Origin of the sequence: Bacillus sp. FSL L8-0528 (genome assembly GCF_038593085.1) — a bacterium.
Taxonomy (GTDB): domain Bacteria; phylum Bacillota; class Bacilli; order Bacillales; family Bacillaceae; genus Bacillus; species Bacillus paralicheniformis.
Map to the genome: position 1 here is coordinate 3821884 of NZ_CP151961.1, position 18936 is coordinate 3840819.

Genomic DNA, 18936 nt, shown 5'->3' on the forward strand with positions numbered 1-18936 from the left:
CTGTACTTTTTCAACTGCTGCTACGTATTTTAAAAGCAATTCTTGTGCATAATGATAGATATGGGAGGCATACTGATATAGAATACTTGAAACGCAAAAATCAGTATGCCGTATGACATACTGATTTCAAGTTGATTTATGCATTTAAATCGGATACAACTTCTTTATTTTCAATATGAACTGCTTCTTCATCGTTAACGCGCTCAATATCAGCGCCGAGACCGGCAAGTTTTTGGTGGAAGTTGACATATCCACGGTCTAAATGTTTTAATTCGGTTACGCGTGTATGACCGTCAGCAACAAGGCCAGCAAGGATAAGAGCTGCGCCGGCGCGAAGATCCGTTGCGGCAACTTCAGCGCCTTGAAGCTGCACAGGACCATTAATGATGACAGAACGGCCTTCGATTTTAATATCTCCGTTCATACGGCGGAATTCTTCCGCGTGCATGAAGCGGTTCTCAAAGACGGTTTCTGTGATCATGCTGGTTCCATTTGCGCGCATCAAAAGAGCCATCATCTGTGACTGCATATCAGTCGGGAAACCTGGATGTGGCATTGTTTTTAAATCAATAGGCTTCAATTCAGAAGGACCGATGATCCGAAGACCGTCTCCTTCTTCCAAGATTTGAACGCCCATTTCTTCCATTTTCGCAATTAAAGATGTTAAGTGCTCAGGAACCGCTCCCTTTACCAGTACGTTCCCTTCGGTAATCGCCGCGGCAACCATGAACGTTCCCGCCTCTATCCGGTCAGGAATAATCGTATGTTTTGCCCCATGAAGCGCCTTAACGCCTTCAATTTTAATGGTGCCTGTACCGGCACCCCGAATTTTACCGCCCATTGCATTGATATAGTTAGCCAGATCAACGATTTCAGGCTCTTTAGCAGCATTTTCGAGAGTTGTCGTGCCCTCAGCCAAAGCTGCAGCCATAATCAGGTTTTCAGTTGCTCCGACACTAGGGAAATCAAGGTAAATTTTCGCTCCTTGAAGGCGGCCTTCTACAGTCGCTTCAATAAAGCCGTTTCCGACCTTAATTTTTGCCCCCATTGCTTCAAAGCCTTTCAGATGCTGATCGATCGGTCTTGAACCGATTGCACATCCTCCAGGCAAAGCCACTCTCGAATGGCCTGTGCGAGCAAGAAGCGGACCCATCACCAATACGGATGCGCGCATTTTACGAACATATTCGAACGGAGCTTCCGTAGACAAAGTGCGAGATGCATCAACCGTTACTGTATTATTTTCAAAATGTACACTTGCGCCTAAATGACGTAACACTTCGTTAATCGTATATACATCGGAGAGCGTAGGCACATCACATATTACGCTTTTTTCTTCACTGGCTAATAAAGATGCAGCGATAACTGGTAAAACGGCATTTTTTGCTCCTTCAACTTTGACTGTGCCGTTTAACTTTCGACCGCCGCGGACGATGATTTTTTCCAAGGTATTCCCCTCCGCGTCCCAATTTCTCTATATTAATATTCAGTCGTGACGATTGGTGTGCCAACCGTGACGGTAAGTTTTTCGCCCATTCCCGCATTTCTAAGCGAGACTTGCAAATTCATACGGTGTTTTTCTGTCTTGATGGATTCTTTCCACTCGTTAGTGTAAGCAGAAATAGAAACGAAATTTGGTTCAATTAAATCTTCAACTGACTTTGCATCAAATTCATGTACTAGCTCATTTGCTTTTTTTTGCAAAACAACATTCATCATACCATTTAAATGGCCCTTTAGACAAGTAAAAATTGCGGTCTTTTCTCGCATTATGTCGAATGCATCCCGTTCAAACTGCTTATATGTAGCATTCCAGTTTTCCCGTGGTCCCGCGCCTTTTTGCTCATACAATAAATACGAAACAAGTCTCTGGTTTTTGTGGGTGGATACCAAATGTATTTTGGAATTGATATGATTTTTTTTGTCCTGAAAAACACCTGTCGCTTTAACTGTATCGTCGTCTTCCCGCGTTAAAGTCCATTCATATTGTCGATGCTGTTTCTTGAAATGTTTCAGTTTTGCAAAAAAATCTTTTTCACTTAGGGTAAGCTGTTTTTTTGTATGCATGGTCCACTCTTCAAGCTCGACATCATGGCGGCTCAAACCTTCCGCCAGCTGTTCAAGCGGCGTATTGCCCGCTGCTTCAAGCGATTGAAAGACATGAACAATTAAAAATAAAACCACAATAAAAATAAGGGCATTAACCGTTTGTTTTGTCTTCATTCTGCATCATCCTCTCCTACTCTCCATTGTTGACGGATCGCAGGAAAAGCATACGTGGAAAAACAAGGTCTCCGGTGATTTTGCAGAACGCGGTGTTACCCATATTCGTCCATTCCCATAAATTCTTTTACTCAATCATGAAAATAAATTTTGAAGCTGTCTGGAATAATAAAGATAGTCCAAGAAAAAATTGCTGACGGTGGAGCCGACGGCGATTGTAATGATGATCATTAACACCCTCGCCTGAATGACTTTTCCTTTCCTGATAAGCGGATCAATATTGACCGCCAGAAGAGCCCACCAAGTCAATGCAATAAAAAAAAGATGAACGATGATACTGACAGCAGCCTGTTGTCCGATCTCTTCCATTATTGATGACGCCTCCTTACGTTCAGCCGGTTTGGTGCTTCCGGCCAGCCTCGTCTCTTCTGCCGTAGGATAAAGGAATGTTGCTGGTCATTTCAAGTCATTTTAACAGTTTTGATGTTGCATGTTAAGTCGTTCATGATAGAACTTTTTCCCATAGATGGAGTGATCCTCTGTTGCCTGAGGGGCTTGTGTTTTAGGAGCTTACTTGAATGTCTTACGTCCTCTTTTTGGTGGAAGAGAACATAGCTTACTATTTTGTATTATAGATAGATTCATACTAAAAAGGCGAACAATTTGTGAACATTTTTCAACATTTTCAATTCTGTTTGATCTTGAATATAAAAGACCCTTCCCATCCTTAAATATGGGAAGGATCCTTATCTCTATCTCGCAACATCCAACCGGTTAATCGCGCGTTTTAAAGCAAGCTCTGCCCGAATAATGTCAACATCTGGAGTTTGCTTTTGCAAACGTTCCTCGGCACGCCGTTTTGCGGCCAAGGCGCGTTCTTTGTCAATTTGTTCAGATGTTTCCGCCGTCTGGGCCAGAATGGTGACATGGTCAGGGCGGACTTCCACTATCCCCCCGCTGACGGCAACCAGCTCAGTTTGACCGTCTTTTTTCAGACGGACTGCAGCAATTTTTAGCGGAGCAACCGTCGGAATATGGCCGGGTAAAATACCAAGCTCACCGCTCTCTGCTCTAACGCTTACCATTTCTATATCCGCATCGTATACTGGGCCGTCGGGAGTAACGATATTGACTTTTAAGGTCTTCATGCTTTTACCCTCCTAGGACCAGATTATACTTCTACACCCATTTCTTTCGCTTTTTCGACAACTTCTTCGATTCGGCCGACAAGGCGGAAAGCGTCCTCAGGAAGGTGATCATACTTACCTTCAAGGATTTCTTTGAAGCCTTTTACCGTTTCTTTGACAGGTACGTAAGAACCTTTTTGTCCTGTAAACTGTTCAGCTACGTGGAAGTTTTGCGACAGGAAGAATTGTACGCGGCGCGCACGGCTGACGACAAGCTTATCTTCGTCTGACAACTCATCCATTCCGAGCATCGCGATGATATCCTGAAGCTCTTTGTAGCGCTGCAGGATCTGCTGAACGCTGCGCGCCACTTCATAGTGCTCTTCTCCGACGATTTCAGGCGAAAGCGCACGGGAAGTGGATGCAAGCGGATCGACCGCAGGATAAATCCCCATTTCCGACAGCTTACGCTCAAGGTTCGTCGTCGCATCCAAGTGAGCGAACGTCGTAGCCGGCGCCGGGTCAGTATAGTCATCGGCAGGAACGTAGATCGCCTGAATCGATGTTACAGATCCGACATTTGTTGATGTGATCCGTTCCTGAAGCTGACCCATTTCGGTCGCAAGCGTCGGCTGATAACCAACCGCTGACGGCATGCGTCCAAGAAGTGCAGATACTTCAGATCCTGCTTGAGTGAATCGGAAGATGTTATCGATAAAGAACAATACGTCCTGGCCTTCTTTATCACGGAAATGCTCGGCCATTGTAAGTCCGGTCAAGGCAACGCGCATCCGCGCACCAGGCGGCTCGTTCATCTGACCGAAGACCATTGCCGTTTTGCCGATAACGCCGGAATCTTTCATTTCATAGTAAAGGTCGTTTCCTTCACGCGTACGCTCGCCGACACCTGCGAATACAGAGATACCGCCGTGCTCTTGAGCGATGTTGTTGATCAGCTCCTGAATCAAAACGGTTTTTCCAACTCCCGCTCCTCCGAAAAGACCGATCTTTCCGCCTTTGATATATGGAGCGAGCAAGTCGACGACTTTAATACCCGTCTCTAAGATTTCAACCTCTGTTGATAGCTGATCAAATTTTGGAGCTTCTCTGTGAATCGGATCTTTGGCAGCATCAGCCGGAAGCGGCTCATCCAAATCGATATTTTCCCCGAGTACATTAAATACGCGGCCGAGTGTTACGTTTCCGACCGGAACGGAGATCGGCTCTCCCAGGTCGATGGCTTCCATTCCGCGTGTAACACCGTCAGTTGAAGCCATTGCAATTGTACGAACTGAATCATCACCCAAGTGAAGCGCTACTTCAAGGGTAAGATCGATGTCCACTTCATTCTCGTTCTGCGCTTTATGTGTAACTTTAATCGCATTATATATTTCAGGCAAGTGACCGTCTTCAAAACGAACATCTACGACCGGCCCTAATACCTGGCTAACGCGTCCTTTTTTCATCTCTATCCCTCCTGACAAACTTTTTCTATTCTAAAGCAGCTGCACCGCCGACAATTTCCGTAATTTCCTGCGTGATGGATGCCTGACGGGCACGGTTGTATGACAGTTCAAGATCGGCGATAATCTCTTTTGCATTATCTGTCGCATTTCTCATCGCCGTCATTCTCGCAGCATGTTCGCTCGCTTTGCTGTCAAGAAGCGCGCCAAAAATCAAGCTTTCCGCATACTGGGGAAGGAGCACTTCCAGAATCTCTTCTTCATCCGGTTCAAACTCAAATGACGTCTTTTTCTTGTTAGGCGCAATATCTGTCAAAGGCAGCAGCTTTTTCTCCGTTACCTCCTGGGAAATCGCGCTGACAAAATGGTTGTAGAACAGATACAGTTCATCAAAGGTTTCGTCAATATACATTTGCACCGTGCTGTTCGCCAAATCTTTGATTTCTGAAAACGTCACTTCGTCCCTGATCCCCGTCATTTCAGAAATGACAGGAATTCCGCGCTTTTTAAAGAAATCGCGCCCCATTCTTCCGACCGCGATGACCGCATACTCATCTTTGGATTGATGGCGTTCCTGAATCCTTTGATACGCTTTGCGGAGTACGTTTGCATTGAACGCCCCCGCCAAGCCGCGGTCAGCTGTGATGACAAGGTACCCGGTCCGCTTCACTGGGCGGCTTGACATCATCGGGTGTTTGCCGGTGTATCCGACTGCGATATCGGCAACGACTTCCTGCATTTTTTCCATATAAGGAACAAACGATTTCGCTTTGTTTTCAGCCCGGTTCAGCTTTGAAGCAGAAACCATTTCCTGGGCTTTCGTAATTTGACTCATTTTTTTATTTGAAGCAATCCTGGATTTAATATCCCGTAATGAGGCCAAAAGGTTTCACCACCTTTTTGTTTTCAAATTCCTTCGCATTGACGTGAAAAAGAGAGAAAAAGATAGCCTTTTTCTCACTTTTTATTGTTTAGTTGCTTGGCGCGAACGTACGTTTAAAGCCTTCGATTGCACCCTTCATGTCCTCATCGGCAGGAAGGTTTCCTGTCTGGGCGATTGAATCGAGCAGATCTTTATGATTTTGGTCAAGATACATAAAGAGCTCTTCTTCAAAACGTTTGATATCCTCAACAGGCACATCATCAAGGAAGCCTCTTGTCAGAGCATAGAGAATCGCAACCTGCTTTTCAACGCGAAGCGGTTTGTGCAGATCCTGTTTAAGTACTTCAACCGTACGGGCACCGCGATTCAGCTTCGCCTGTGTCGCTTTATCCAAATCTGAGCCGAATTGTGCGAATGCTTCAAGCTCACGGTATGATGCCAAATCAAGGCGCAGCGTACCGGCAACTTTCTTCATCGCTTTGATTTGCGCGGACCCGCCGACACGGGATACAGACAATCCCGGGTTGACCGCAGGACGCACGCCAGAGAAGAACAAATCAGACTGCAGGAAGATTTGTCCGTCAGTGATCGAAATGACGTTTGTCGGAATGTACGCCGAAATGTCGCCTGCTTGCGTTTCAACGAACGGAAGTGCCGTTAAAGATCCTCCGCCTTTGGCGTCGCTCAATTTTGCAGCGCGTTCAAGCAAACGGGAGTGAAGATAGAATACATCCCCAGGGAATGCTTCACGACCAGGAGGACGGCGAAGAAGCAAGGACAGTTCACGATATGCGGTAGCCTGTTTTGAAAGGTCGTCATACACAACCAGCACGTGCTTGCCGTTGTACATGAATTCCTCTCCCATCGCAACCCCTGCATACGGCGCGAGGTACAATAGAGGGGCAGGCTGTGAAGCGGAAGCCGTCACAACGATCGTATAGTCAAGGGCGCCGTGTTTGCGAAGCGTTTCGACAACGCCGCGGACTGTCGATTCTTTCTGACCGATCGCGACATAGATACAAATCATATCCTGGTCTTTCTGATTCAGAATTGTATCGATCGCAATCGACGTTTTACCCGTTTGACGGTCACCGATAATCAGCTCACGCTGGCCGCGGCCGATCGGAATTAAAGCATCGATTGATTTGATCCCCGTTTGAAGCGGCTCGTGTACGGATTTACGATCCATAACTCCAGGAGCCGGGCTTTCGATCGGACGGGTTTTGCTTGTGAGAACCGGGCCCATTCCGTCAACAGGCTGGCCGAGCGGGTTGACAACGCGGCCGAGCAGCTCTTCGCCGACAGGGACTTCCATGATCCGGCCGGTTCTTTTAACTTCGTCACCTTCACGGATGTCTTTGTAAGGTCCCAAAATAACGATACCTACATTTGATTCTTCAAGGTTCTGAGCTAAGCCCAGCACACCGTTTGAAAATTCGACAAGCTCACCTGCCATACAGTTATCAAGGCCGTGTACGCGTGCGATACCGTCACCGACCTGAATTACCGTACCTACGTCGTGAACTTCTATTTCAGACTGATAGTTTTCAATTTGCTGTTTTATGAGAGTGCTAATTTCTTCAGCTTTGATGCTCACTTAGGTTTCACCCCTTCTTTCGATTTTCGCCTGCTAATTGACGTTCTATCCGGTCAAGCTTTCCTCTTACACTGCCGTCATAAATGCGGTTCCCGATGCGGATTTTCACACCGCCGATCAGATCCGGATTCACTTCGTTTCTGACGCGCAGTGAAGCGGCGCCTGCTTCTTTTGCAAACACTTGAGAAAAAGAGGAAATTTCCTCTTCGCTGAGCGGTTTTACAGAGTATACGATCGCATCTTCCGTCCCGCGGAACCGGTTCGCCATTTTGACATATTCGTCCGCGAGATCCGGGACGATTGACGTGCGGCTGCGGTCAACGAGAAGATAAAGCGTATGTAAGACTGCAGTCGAAACGGATCCGAACGAGTCTTTTAAAATCTGCTTTTTCTTTTCAGCGGGCACTTTAGGATGACCCAGAACGGCATTGAGGTCTTTATGCTCAATAAATATCTTCTTAACGACGGTCAGCTCTTCTTCTATTTCATTGACCAGCTTGGATTCAAGGGCAATGTCAAACAGAGCGGCTGCGTAGCGTTTGGAGACAGCTGATTGGCTCATCGGCTTTCTCCTACTTCTTTAAGATAGTCTTGGATCAATTTTTCCTGGGCTTGTTCGTCCAGCTCTTTTTCGATTACTTTAGAAGCGATCATCACAGACAATGATGCAACCTGCTCGCGCAGCGCGGTGACAGCCTGGTCTCTTTCTTTGACGATCTCGCTTCTGGCTGATTCTTTCATGCGTTCTGCTTCCTGGCGCGCAGCCTTGATGATTTCATCCTTTTGCTGTTCACCCAGTTTTTTCGCGTTTTCAATCAGAGACTGGGATTCTTCGCGTGCTTCTTTCAAAAGCGCCTGCTGCTCCTCAATGAGCTTCTTCGCTTCTTCATTCTTTTTCTCGGCAGAGGAGATCTCTCCGGTAATGTAGTCTTCACGCTCTTTCATTATATTTAATAGCGGCCCTAAAGCGTATTTCTTCAAGAGCGCTAACAAAATCAGCATGGCAACAAGCTGGAACAGCATTGTTCCGGCGTTAAACCCTACTCCTGCACCCATAACCTGTGGTAAAAAAGACATCGAATACGGCAACTCCCTTCTTGCAGATTATCTCTCCGAGGCCATCGAAAAATGTTCTCCCTCTTTTTTCAGGAGGGTGATTCTTCCGGCCGTTATGACAGTTCAAGCAACCATAAAGCAATGGCGAAGGCCTCTTGCAGTGATCTTCGCCATTTACCAGTTTTATATTCGCTTTTAGCTGAAGAACGCTAAGAACGCGATAACAACAGCGATAATCGGAAGGGCCTCAACCAATGCTACCCCGATGAACATAAGCGTTCTCAATTCTTTTCCAGCCTCAGGCTGACGAGCGATTCCTTCTACTGTACGCGATACGATAAGTCCGTTACCAATACCTGCACCAAGTGCACCTAATCCAATTGCGATTGCAGCTGCTATTAAACTCATGAAAAAGTTCCTCCTTTAAATTGTTATCCTTAGCGGATATGTCTTATTTTTAGTGTTCATGACTTACTTTGTGAGACATGTAAACCATTGTTAACATCGTGAAGATGAATGCCTGGATTGTACCTACGAACAAGCTGAACGCCTGCCATACGATCATCGGCACAACCGCTCCAATGGTTCCAACCAGCCCCAGGAAAATGCTTTGAGAATAGAAGTTGGTTGCCAGTCCGGCAAGAAGGCCGAGCAGAATTTCGCCGGCGAAAATATTACCGTAAAGACGCAATCCCAATGTTAATGTGTTCGCAAATTCTTCAATGATTTTGAGCGGCACTAAATATGGAATTGGTCTGAAGAAATCTTTGGTATACTCCCCCAACCCTTTCCTTTTCACTCCGTAGTAATGAGTGAGGCCTACTACCATGACGGCGAGGGTTAAAGTAACCGCCGGATCGGCCGTAGGGGATTTCCACCATAATTCGTGGCCTACTGTTATGGAAAACGGAAGGCCGAGCATGTTGGCAACAAATATGTACATCAGCAGGGTTATGCCAAGGGCGAGAAAGTCTCTGCCGACTTTAAGATCCATTGTGCTGCCGATAATATTGCGAACAAAGTCGACAATCCACTCCATAAAGTTCTGAGCTTTCGTCGGCCGGATCGCGAGTGTTCTTGTGGTCAGCACCGCTATCAGAAAGACGATGATGCTTGTCACAGTAATCATTAGAATGCTAGTTAAATCAAAATTGAGGCCTAAGAAATTAACAATTCTAGATTCGTGATTCAAAGGGTTTTCACCTCTCTTCCATTGATGAACGTTTTAGCTGGATAAAGGAATCTATCATAATGACAGGATAAATTGTCATCAACCCCACAATGACGCCTGCCAAATGAATATATTCAGGGTATTTATAAGCAATGGCCGCCGCGATAATGGCGTTGCACAATCTGGAAGCAGTCCCGAGAGAACGGATCATTTTGCCCTTTGCCACTGCTTTATCGAAGGCCTGCATCCTTTTGGCCAGCAGCCAGAGATTGAAATAGCTGAAAACAGTGCCGGTAATCAGGCCTAAAAAAATTGCCTGATATGGCAGAAATCCATAGCCTAACACGCAGACTGCTAAAATATATAGGACATATTTTTGTTGCCTACGGAATGAAAGACTCGCATCGGTCATCAAATACGCTCCTGATGTGAAAATTTTAAATCTATCTTACGATTACGGTAAACTAGGCGGTCTGACCATTTTACAGAACGTAGTGTTCTGCTCAAGACTTCACACAGTCCGAAAATTCTTGGGCCGGTGATCTGTCTGTCGCCTGCAAATATGGGGTTTTCAAAGGATTTTAACAGAGGACTGGTCATTATGATAACCGCTATGAAAACCTTATCATAATAGCCTATTTTAGCATACAATAGCCCCCCTGAGGTGTCAATCTGTTTAAAGTTAAAAAACTATTCATAATCACAGCAGCTCTCACAAAATGTTCACAAATTCGCCTCATTTAAGACGCACACATGTTTAATTATGGTATAAAACACAAAAAAAGAAAACCCTTTTTCAGGATTTTCTTACATTATTTCGTTCCGAACATGCGGTCTCCGGCGTCGCCCAATCCGGGAACGATATATCCTTTTTCATTTAGTTTTTCATCCAGAGCGGCAATGTAAATGTCAACGTCAGGATGATGCTTCTGCACTTCGTCTACACCTTCCGGGGCAGCGATCAGACACATAAAGCGGATATTTTTTGCGCCGCGTTTTTTCAAGCTGTTCAGCGCCTCTACCGCCGAACCTCCGGTTGCCAGCATCGGATCGACGACGATGAATTCGCGTTCTTCAACATCGGATGGAAGCTTGACATAATACTCAACAGGCTTCAATGTTTCAGGATCACGGTAAAGCCCGACATGTCCGACTTTTGCAGCAGGAATCAGCTTCAAAATTCCGTCTACCATTCCAAGCCCTGCTCTCAGAATCGGAACAACCCCGAGTTTTTTTCCGGCGATGACGTTTGACTTTGCCATTTGCACAGGAGTCTCTACATTCACTTCCTCCAGCGGCAGGTCTCGCGTAATCTCAAATGCCATCAGCGTTGCAACCTCATCAACAAGCTCTCTGAATTCTTTTGTTCCGGTCTTTACGTCCCGGATGTATGTAAGCTTATGCTGTATAAGAGGGTGATCAAACACATATACCTTTCCCATATCCGTCTTCAGCTCCTTTTTTCACACACTTCTATTGATTCTACATAAAAAAACAGCTTGTTTCAACAAAAATCAGGAGACAATTTTATGAAAAAAGCCGCCCCTTTTCGGAGCGGCGCAAATATCTTAGTAATCAAGCCCGGTATACAACGGGAATCTGTTTGTCAGCGCTTCTACACGCTGTTTTGCTTCTTCAAGCTTCGCTTCGTCTTCATGGTTTTTAAGGGCAAGCGCAATGATCGCTCCCACTTCTTCGATCGCTTCCAGATCAAAGCCGCGGCTCGTCACAGCTGCTGTACCGACGCGGATTCCGCTCGTAACGAAAGGTTTTTCAGGATCATAAGGAATCGCGTTTTTGTTGACGGTGATGCCGACTTCATCAAGTACATTTTCAGCCACTTTTCCGGTCATGCCGAGAGAGCGCAGGTCGACCAGCACAAGATGGTTATCCGTTCCGCCGGATACGAGCTCGATACCCTCTTTTTTCAATGTTTCAGCCAAGCGCTTCGCATTGTTGATGACATTTTGGGCATATGTTTTGAATTCGTCCTTTAAAGCTTCGCCAAAGGAAACAGCCTTTGCAGCGATCACGTGCATTAACGGTCCGCCTTGAATTCCAGGGAAGATCGACTTGTCAATTTGTTTCGCAAACTCTTCACGGCAAAGAATCATGCCGCCGCGCGGTCCGCGAAGCGTTTTATGAGTTGTCGTCGTCACAAAGTCAGCGTAAGGAACAGGATTCGGGTGAAGACCTGCTGCTACAAGTCCGGCGATATGCGCCATGTCCACCATCACATAGGCTCCGACTTCATCAGCGATTTCGCGGAACTTTTTAAAATCGATGGTGCGCGGATATGCGCTTGCTCCGGCCACGATCAGCTTAGGCTTATGTTTGAGCGCCTTTTCACGGACATCTTCGTAATCAATATACTGCGTCTCTTTATCAACGCCGTATTCAACGAAGTTGTACTGAACACCGCTGAAGTTGACAGGGCTGCCGTGCGTTAAATGTCCGCCGTGAGCAAGGTTCATTCCCAACACAGTGTCACCGTGCTCCAAAATCGTGAAGTATACCGCCATGTTCGCTTGTGCGCCGGAATGCGGCTGAACGTTGACGTGCTCGGCGCCGAAAATCTGCTTGGCGCGGTCGCGCGCGATATCCTCTGCCACGTCTACATGCTCACAACCGCCGTAGTAGCGTTTACCAGGATATCCTTCCGCATATTTATTAGTTAAAACCGAGCCTTGAGCTTCCATAACCGCTTCGCTTACAAAGTTTTCAGAAGCGATCAGCTCAATCTTCGACTGTTGACGTTTCCGCTCATCTTGAATGGCGCTAAAAACTTGTTCATCTTGCGCAGGTAAATGTTTCATCAGCGAGATCCTCTCCTATCTGTTTCCATTTCGTTAATTATACCATCTCATTGTACACGGTTTTTCATGCAAATGTAAGAGATTATTTTTAAAATTCGTTTTTTATTATTGGAAAAACCGAATATTAAACGAATAGACAAATCATATAGTTCGATATATCATTTGTTTAAAAAATTATTCTAATAAAGAAAAAAGCCTGTCCGGCTCTTCCCCCCGCTTCTTCCGCTACTCCGCTTCATAGACGGCGCGGACGCCTCCAATCAGCTTCGGCCTTGTCCGCGCAAGCGTCACGTGCGCTTCGCCTAGCTGTTTTTGAGAGACGCGGACAGGAACGGCAACAGGCTTTAAATGCATTCCTATAAACGTGTCGCCGATGTCGATCCCCGCATCGGCCTCTATTTGTTCAACAAGAACAGGAGCCTTCATATGTTTATAGGCATATGAAGCCATCGATCCCCCCGCTTTCGGGACAGGAATGGCGAAAACAACGGGAAGACGGTATGCTTTCGCCGTTTCTTCCTCGACAACCAACGCCCTGTTTAAATGTTCGCAGCACTGAAAAGCGAGGGCGATTCCTGTTCTGTCCCTGAGCTCTTCCAGTCCTTTGTAGACCGCTTCAGCGATTTGTTCGCTTCCCGAAGTGCCGATGCGCCTTCCGGCCACCTCGCTTGTGCTGCAGCCGATGACGACGATGTGGCCTTCGCGCAAATTCGCTTGCTGATGAAATTCATCTAATATAGAACGCCATGTCTGTTCAAGATTTTTCATGATTGACGACACCCTTTATTCATGCTTGTCTTCATAATCGGCGATTTTTCCGATGCGGACGGCGTGCCGCCCGGCTGAAAACTCAGTCGTAAGCCAAACCTTTGCAATCTCTCTCGCTAAACCAGGGCCGATGACCCGTTCACCCATCGCAAGAACATTCGTGTCATTGTGCTCTCTTGTCATTTTGGCGCTGAAAACGTCGTGGACAAGGGCGCAGCGGATGCCTTTTACTTTATTGGCGGAAATGCTCATGCCGATTCCTGTTCCGCATATTAAAATGCCTCTGTCGGCTTCCCCGTTCGCCACTTTTTGCGCGACCGGAAACGCATAATCCGGGTAGTCCACAGATCCTGAACCGCATTCGCAGCCGTAATCTTCGTATTCGATGTTCAATTCGTCCATCAATGCCATAATTTCTTTTCTGATATTGATTCCGCCGTGATCTGATGCAATGATTACTTTCATTGGAATGACTCCTCCTCGTTTAATGTGCCGCCAAAAGTCTCGCAGAAACCGTTAAGCCAGCATACAGCCGTTATATACTTCTGATTGATCATGTCTATTGTACCCGCTGCCGCTTGATTTGCAAACGCTCCTTAGCCAGCTTCTATTCCTGAGATTTCTTCGCAAGCATTTCCGCCAATTTTCTCAGCAGCTGCTCCAGCTCATCTCTCGTTCTTTGATAGTCGCTGAGAGAACCGCCGAACGGGTCAATAATGTCCCCGCCATCTCCATTAACATACTCTTTCAGCGTATAGATCTTATCTTGGCTCTTTGAAAATTCATGTACTGCCAGCTGCTTGTGCTGCTCTGTCATCGTCAGAACAAGATCAGCCCATTCCACCTTCTCCTCGGAAAGCTGTGAAGATGTATGATTCAGAGCGATGTTTTTTTCAAAAAGCGCTTCGACAGCATATAAAGAAGCTTTTCCGTTTTCAGGAGCAAACAACCCGGCAGATTTGACGGAGACATCCAGATTTTTTTCGGCAGCCGCAGATTTAAAGAGCGCTTCGGCCATCGGGCTGCGGCACGTATTTCCAGTACAGACAAATAATATGTTCAATCTTGTTCACTCCTTTGTTTCATATTATAAAGGATTCAGACGGAAAATAATAAAATCCGCTCCAGAAATCAAAAAAGAGGGGATCTCCCCCTCTTTTTCTAAGTTCCATTATGTTATGCAAAACAGAAAAAAGATTTTCCCATCTTTCAATTAAATGGGCAGCAAAAGCTTCAGACCGAAGCTCAGCAAGATGGCTCCTCCGAGCGCTTCGCTGTAGGCGCCGAGCCACGTTTGAACCTTTTTTCCAAGCAGAAGGCCCGCCCAAGTTAACACCATGCTGAACAAACCGAACAGAAAGATCGTTAATATCGGTTTCGTTCCGTAGAGGCCGAGGCTGAGACCGACTGAAAAGCTGTCAAGGCTGACGCCGACGGCAAAAACGAACAAGCCGAAGCCGTGCGGAGAGATGATCTGCTCCCCGCTTTTATTAAAAGATGCGACAATCATCTGAATGCCCAGCACCAATAAAAGAGCTCCCCCAATATATCCCGCCAGCGCACCAAGCGCACCCGAAAGAAACTGTCCCGCAATCATTCCGCCAAGCGGCATGATGACATGGAACAATCCAATAATGACGCCGATTTGAAAAACCTGGTTCCTTTTCAGCTTGGCCATTCCCATTCCAAGACCGACTGAAAAGGCATCCATGCCGAGTGCAAAAGCCATCATCGAAAGCGTCAGGATTTCGCCTATTAACACATCAACATTCATGCAATTCCCCCTTGGACACGCCAGCTTTTCTAGCTTATGCACGTCCAAAGGCAGATAGAACACCCCCGCTTAGGCTACGCTTCGATTACGCGGTGGCCGGCCGCTTTCAACAGCCGGTTCATAATCGCCCGGCCCACTCCTTCCTCAGGAAAAGACTCCGCAAAAATAAAATCGAGACGTTCTTCATCAAAGCTGCGGAGAACGTCATACAAACCGGCGGCAACCGTTTCAAGTCGGTCTCTTCTGCCGCAGATGCGGACGGCATCGGCCTGATAGACATCGGCCCGTTCCTCTGTCGTAAGGACACCGACTTTCATCCCGTCTTTCTGATATTGGTCGATCAGCCGTTGAATATCCTCAACTCCCCCGTTCACAATAGCAAGAGGTGCTTCCGGTGCATAATGCGTATATTTCATCCCGGGAGACATAGGCGCCTTTTTTTCGTCGGTGAGGCCCTGGTCAATCAAGACGGGGCCGGCCGCTTCTTCGAGCTGCTCTTTTGTGACGCCGCCCGGCCTCAAAATGACCGGAATTTCACCGGTGCATGAAACAACTGTTGATTCAACCCCTACTCCTGTAGGGCCGCCGTCAACGACACCCGCAATCCGTCCATTCAAATCGTTGACGACATGCTCGGCTTTCGTCGGACTCGGTTTTCCGGACAGATTTGCGCTCGGGGCAGCCACCGGAACGCCGGCCTGTCTAATCAGCTCAAGCGCCACAGGATGATCAGGCATTCTAACCGCGACCGTGTCGAGCCCCGCCGTCACCCTTGTGGATAACACCCCGGGCTTGCACGGCAGCACAAGGGTCAGCGGCCCGGGCCAAAAACGCTTCATCAGCATTTCGGCCTGAGGCGAATCAACTTCCGCAAATTCTGCAAGCTGTTCAATTTCAGCGATGTGGACAATGAGCGGATTGTCGCTCGGCCGCCCTTTCGCTTCGTATATTTTAGCTACTGCTTCGCTGTGTTTGGCGTTTGCACCAAGACCGTAAACAGTCTCTGTCGGAAAAGCAACCGTTTCATTTTGCTGAAGCAGTCTTGCCGCCTGTGCAATTTGTGGACAGTTTGTGGACAAATCGCGTTTTACATCCACAGTCCATACTTTTGTTTTCATTAACATCAAAACTCCCTTAACAAAACACTAAAAACGTTAATAATTCATGTAAATCATGTTGAAAGTATAAAAGATGAAAGAAAAGAAAACAAGCGTTGTCCACATTTTGTGGATAACGCTTTTGAATCCGTGGATATCTCTGTGTATAAGTTAATGGCTAATTTGACGTTTTCTCCATTAAAACCGCTCCGTTTACGTTCAGTGAGTCTGAAACATGCTCGGATTCATCCAGCTCATCAGGAATTGCCGCAGCTTGTTTAAAACCGAGCACTTCAAGGAAATCCATCGATGTTCGCTTATTGGCTACTAAATAAAGGGTTTGGATTCCTCGCTTTTCGCACAATACCTGCATGCTTTGAAACAAGGAAACGATGTGGCCTTGGCTGAGCTTGTCAGACACGACAAGCGAGCGCAGCAGTCCTTTTTTGTTTTCAAATTCCTCCATTCCGAGGCAGGCGACGATTTCATCGGGAGGGTCTTCCATCATGATAAACTGGCTCTTCGCTTCCTCAAGACCCTTATGGCTTGTCCCCGCCTTTTTTAAAAATGCTTCGATCGCATTCATGTCTTTCGTTTCCGCTAACCTCAATTGGTAGAACATCTTTTCACCCCGTTTTTTAACTTCTCTATCCAATCTATGAGGGCGACAGTAAAATATACCTTTTGATTTGGAAGAATGCCGGCTATTCATTTTTCAATTTTGATTAGCAGGAACCAACGCTTTGAATGAGTATGCAAATGAACGCTGTACTGGTGATAAGACAGTTTCTCTTCTGCCGGCAATGTGATTGGCACATCAGAAAGGGGCAAAAGGTGTATATCCGAAAAGCAGTATTTCCCCTGAACCGTTTTGGAAAATTATATCATATTCAAAAGCTTCAATAACCATCATGAAAAAACAAACAGTAAAAAACCGCCCTGCACACGAAAGCAAGGCGGTCCTTTTAAGAAAAAAGCCCGGTAATCCATTCGACAAGAAAAAATTTCACTTCTTTGTCTTCTTTATCTTTATCTATGCCAGATACCGTTTCATCCGCCGCGTCTGTTTTTTCTTCCCGGCGGTCTTCTCCGGCAGCGGTTTGTTCGTCTTCAGGCGACTTTACGGCTTCCCCATTGGAAAAATCAAGAAAGCAAAGTGGCGGAAACAGGACGCACCACCAGTTGGCTCCCTCTCCCTTGCCTAATGTAATTAAAACAGCCTCATATTCTCCGGCCGGATACACCATATTGCCGTATAGCTTTGTCGGAAATGAAACACGATCAAAACGGACAGACACGGATTGCCGAACATTTTCGCGTTTCATGACATCCATGGCAACCTCTTGGATTTCAGGCAGCTTCGACCTGATGACTTGTCTCGCTTCCTCAACCGAGGTCAGGTTTTCCACCCATTTCGTAATTTGTTTATTGACCTCATCCCTGATTTTGCGTTTGACGCTCTGGTCGCTCCCGCTGTCGCTGTTTGCCAAAATCCGCAGCCGAATCGCTTCATCAGGAATCACGGCAGGCTGCCCGCCTGATGATTGGGCAGTCTCTTCCGTCGTGAGATTTGCAAGCGCTCCTATTAATAAAAGAAAAATATACATACAGGCAATGTTTGATTTCTTCATTTTCCCCACCGTTCCTCTCGTTCTTCAACCTTTTCTAGCAATATTATGGTCAAAGATGGAACGGTTTAAACGGCTGCTGAAAAAAATCCTACTAAGCTTGTAATCTCTTCCTAATAAATCTACATATCCAAATGACTCTGCTTGTTTTTTTGCAGGCCGGATAAAAAAATCACCGCGCTGATCGCCAGCAGCAAGCCCCCCAATCCGCCGAACAGCAAAAACGGGAAGACAGCGGCTGCGCTTGCATCAATCGCCCAGCCGATCAAGAATGAAAGAAGCGCTCCTCCCAGACTTGCGGACGAAATGAAGAGACTCGTGATTTCCTCTGTAAAAGGCTTTCCAGCCAACGAGGCAAGAGTGACGGCGCACGGAAAAATGCCGGCTGCCGACAGCCCGATGAAAAATACGAGGAGCAGCTGTGTTTGATGAACCGGAAACCACGCCAGAATCAAAAGCAAAACAGTCAAGGCTCCGGCGCTGAAGATCAGAAAGGCAACGGAAGTTATGCGTCCGCCAAAAATACTTGTCAATAAACGTCCGCATACCATCCCCGTCCAAAAAAACGTGACGCTGATCACGCTGATTTCTTCAGCCCCTTTTTCCAGCATCAGCGCCGGCAAAAAGTTTGCGAAATTGGTCTCGATACCCGCATACACAAAAGCGAATATGAGAAAGAGGAAAATGTTTTTTTCTTTCCTTCCGGTTTCAAATATGGCTGATACAGTCGGTTTTTCCTGATAAGCCATCTGACCGGAAGCAGTGCCGGGGGTTTTTCTGCGCAAATAAACCCCCCACATACACGCGAGCACAAAAACGAAGATAAATAAAGCATACAAGGGGAAATGCCAGGCATATCGTTCCGTAAGGATATAAATAAGAAAAGGAAACAGCAGCGCGCCTAATCCGAAAAAAACCTCTAAAATATTCATCCCTTTCGCATTTTTATCTTGCGCAATCACATACGCCCCCATCGTCGTTTCTAAAGTACCCGCGCCAAAGCCGAGCAAAAATCCCATGATGACAAAAAAGATGAACATATCAAAAAGGAAAACACCTAAAAGCGTAACGAGAATAAGAAGAAGGCCAAACGTCAATACAGCCGTATGAGAGGTGCGTCTGACAAACATCGGCGCAAGCAGGACGCCGTTTAGAAAACCGGTGAATTGGAAAAAGATCAGGAAGGATAGATCATGAAGATCCCGTTGATATTCTTGAATGATGTACGGTGACAGGCTCCCCAGCAGAATATGGATAACCCCTACTAGAAAATAAAACGAACAGCCGAATAGAAATATTTTTTTCATTAGACTCACTCCTTCGTTGCAGACCA

Annotated in this window: 22 protein-coding genes; all 22 read right to left on the reverse strand. The window is 46.5% G+C overall.

The genetic code is table 11. The features are described from left to right. Positions 1-136 precede the first annotated feature (136 nt). The 22 genes from murA to MHI30_RS19655 all read right to left on the reverse strand — a co-directional run bounded on the left by murA (position 137) and on the right by MHI30_RS19655 (position 18910). Positions 137-1447 carry a UDP-N-acetylglucosamine 1-carboxyvinyltransferase gene (gene murA, locus MHI30_RS19550; protein WP_003185997.1) on the reverse strand — a complete coding sequence of 437 codons (1311 nt, stop codon included), beginning with the start codon at positions 1445-1447 and terminating at the stop codon, positions 137-139. 32 nt (positions 1448-1479) lie between these two features. Then, positions 1480-2223, reverse strand: coding sequence for a YwmB family TATA-box binding protein (locus MHI30_RS19555; RefSeq protein ID WP_003185999.1), 744 nt, complete (start codon positions 2221-2223; stop codon positions 1480-1482). 135 nt (positions 2224-2358) lie between these two features. Then, positions 2359-2592: a DUF1146 family protein gene (locus MHI30_RS19560; RefSeq protein ID WP_003186001.1), complete on the reverse strand. Its 234-nt coding sequence runs from the start codon at positions 2590-2592 to the stop codon at positions 2359-2361. A gap of 383 nt (positions 2593-2975) precedes the next feature. Further along, a complete protein-coding gene (locus MHI30_RS19565) occupies positions 2976-3371 on the reverse strand; it encodes a F0F1 ATP synthase subunit epsilon (protein WP_003186004.1) in 396 nt (131 codons plus the stop codon). A 23-nt stretch (positions 3372-3394) separates the two neighbouring features. Then, the gene (atpD, locus tag MHI30_RS19570) at positions 3395-4816 is read right to left on the reverse strand and encodes a F0F1 ATP synthase subunit beta (RefSeq protein WP_003186006.1); all 1422 of its coding nucleotides are present in this window, start codon (positions 4814-4816) and stop codon (positions 3395-3397) included. Positions 4817-4841: 25 nt separating this feature from the next. Continuing rightward, positions 4842-5696, reverse strand: a complete 855-nt coding sequence (gene atpG / locus MHI30_RS19575) for an ATP synthase F1 subunit gamma (protein ID WP_003186008.1) — start codon at positions 5694-5696, stop codon at positions 4842-4844. An 88-nt stretch (positions 5697-5784) separates the two neighbouring features. Further along, positions 5785-7293: a F0F1 ATP synthase subunit alpha gene (atpA, locus tag MHI30_RS19580; protein WP_003186010.1), complete on the reverse strand. Its 1509-nt coding sequence runs from the start codon at positions 7291-7293 to the stop codon at positions 5785-5787. Positions 7294-7300: 7 nt separating this feature from the next. After that, entirely contained in the window at positions 7301-7855 is a 555-nt protein-coding gene (locus MHI30_RS19585; protein ID WP_003186011.1) for a F0F1 ATP synthase subunit delta, read from the reverse strand. Beyond that, positions 7852-8370, reverse strand: a complete 519-nt coding sequence (atpF, locus tag MHI30_RS19590; protein ID WP_003186013.1) for a F0F1 ATP synthase subunit B — start codon at positions 8368-8370, stop codon at positions 7852-7854. The genes MHI30_RS19585 and atpF overlap by 4 nt, the downstream gene beginning before the upstream one ends. A 174-nt stretch (positions 8371-8544) precedes the next feature. Further along, positions 8545-8757 (reverse strand): F0F1 ATP synthase subunit C, encoded by a 213-nt coding sequence (atpE, locus tag MHI30_RS19595; RefSeq protein ID WP_003186014.1) that lies wholly within the window; start codon positions 8755-8757, stop codon positions 8545-8547. A gap of 49 nt (positions 8758-8806) precedes the next feature. Then, positions 8807-9541, reverse strand: coding sequence for a F0F1 ATP synthase subunit A (atpB, locus tag MHI30_RS19600; RefSeq protein WP_003186015.1), 735 nt, complete (start codon positions 9539-9541; stop codon positions 8807-8809). Positions 9542-9548: 7 nt separating this feature from the next. Next, positions 9549-9932, reverse strand: a complete 384-nt coding sequence (locus tag MHI30_RS19605; protein WP_003186016.1) for an ATP synthase subunit I — start codon at positions 9930-9932, stop codon at positions 9549-9551. Positions 9933-10332: 400 nt separating this feature from the next. Further along, complete coding sequence (gene upp / locus MHI30_RS19610; RefSeq protein WP_003186017.1) at positions 10333-10962, reverse strand: uracil phosphoribosyltransferase; 630 nt, start codon at positions 10960-10962, stop codon at positions 10333-10335. 126 nt (positions 10963-11088) lie between these two features. Then, entirely contained in the window at positions 11089-12336 is a 1248-nt protein-coding gene (glyA, locus tag MHI30_RS19615; protein WP_075751568.1) for a serine hydroxymethyltransferase, read from the reverse strand. A 225-nt stretch (positions 12337-12561) separates the two neighbouring features. Continuing rightward, positions 12562-13104 carry a TIGR01440 family protein gene (locus MHI30_RS19620; RefSeq protein ID WP_003186019.1) on the reverse strand — a complete coding sequence of 181 codons (543 nt, stop codon included), beginning with the start codon at positions 13102-13104 and terminating at the stop codon, positions 12562-12564. A 15-nt stretch (positions 13105-13119) separates the two neighbouring features. Further along, entirely contained in the window at positions 13120-13569 is a 450-nt protein-coding gene (gene rpiB, locus MHI30_RS19625) for a ribose 5-phosphate isomerase B (protein ID WP_003186021.1), read from the reverse strand. A 142-nt stretch (positions 13570-13711) separates the two neighbouring features. Beyond that, entirely contained in the window at positions 13712-14167 is a 456-nt protein-coding gene (locus MHI30_RS19630) for a low molecular weight protein arginine phosphatase (RefSeq protein WP_009329759.1), read from the reverse strand. 150 nt (positions 14168-14317) lie between these two features. Next, positions 14318-14878, reverse strand: coding sequence for a manganese efflux pump MntP family protein (locus MHI30_RS19635; protein WP_003186024.1), 561 nt, complete (start codon positions 14876-14878; stop codon positions 14318-14320). A gap of 74 nt (positions 14879-14952) precedes the next feature. After that, entirely contained in the window at positions 14953-15996 is a 1044-nt protein-coding gene (locus MHI30_RS19640; protein ID WP_009329761.1) for an L-threonylcarbamoyladenylate synthase, read from the reverse strand. 157 nt (positions 15997-16153) lie between these two features. After that, positions 16154-16597, reverse strand: coding sequence for a hypothetical protein (locus tag MHI30_RS19645; protein WP_003186027.1), 444 nt, complete (start codon positions 16595-16597; stop codon positions 16154-16156). Between the two features lie 343 nt (positions 16598-16940). Further along, positions 16941-17606, reverse strand: a complete 666-nt coding sequence (gene spoIIR / locus MHI30_RS19650) for a stage II sporulation protein R (protein WP_003186028.1) — start codon at positions 17604-17606, stop codon at positions 16941-16943. Positions 17607-17725: 119 nt separating this feature from the next. Continuing rightward, a complete protein-coding gene (locus MHI30_RS19655; protein WP_003186030.1) occupies positions 17726-18910 on the reverse strand; it encodes an MFS transporter in 1185 nt (394 codons plus the stop codon). Positions 18911-18936: the final 26 nt, after the last annotated feature.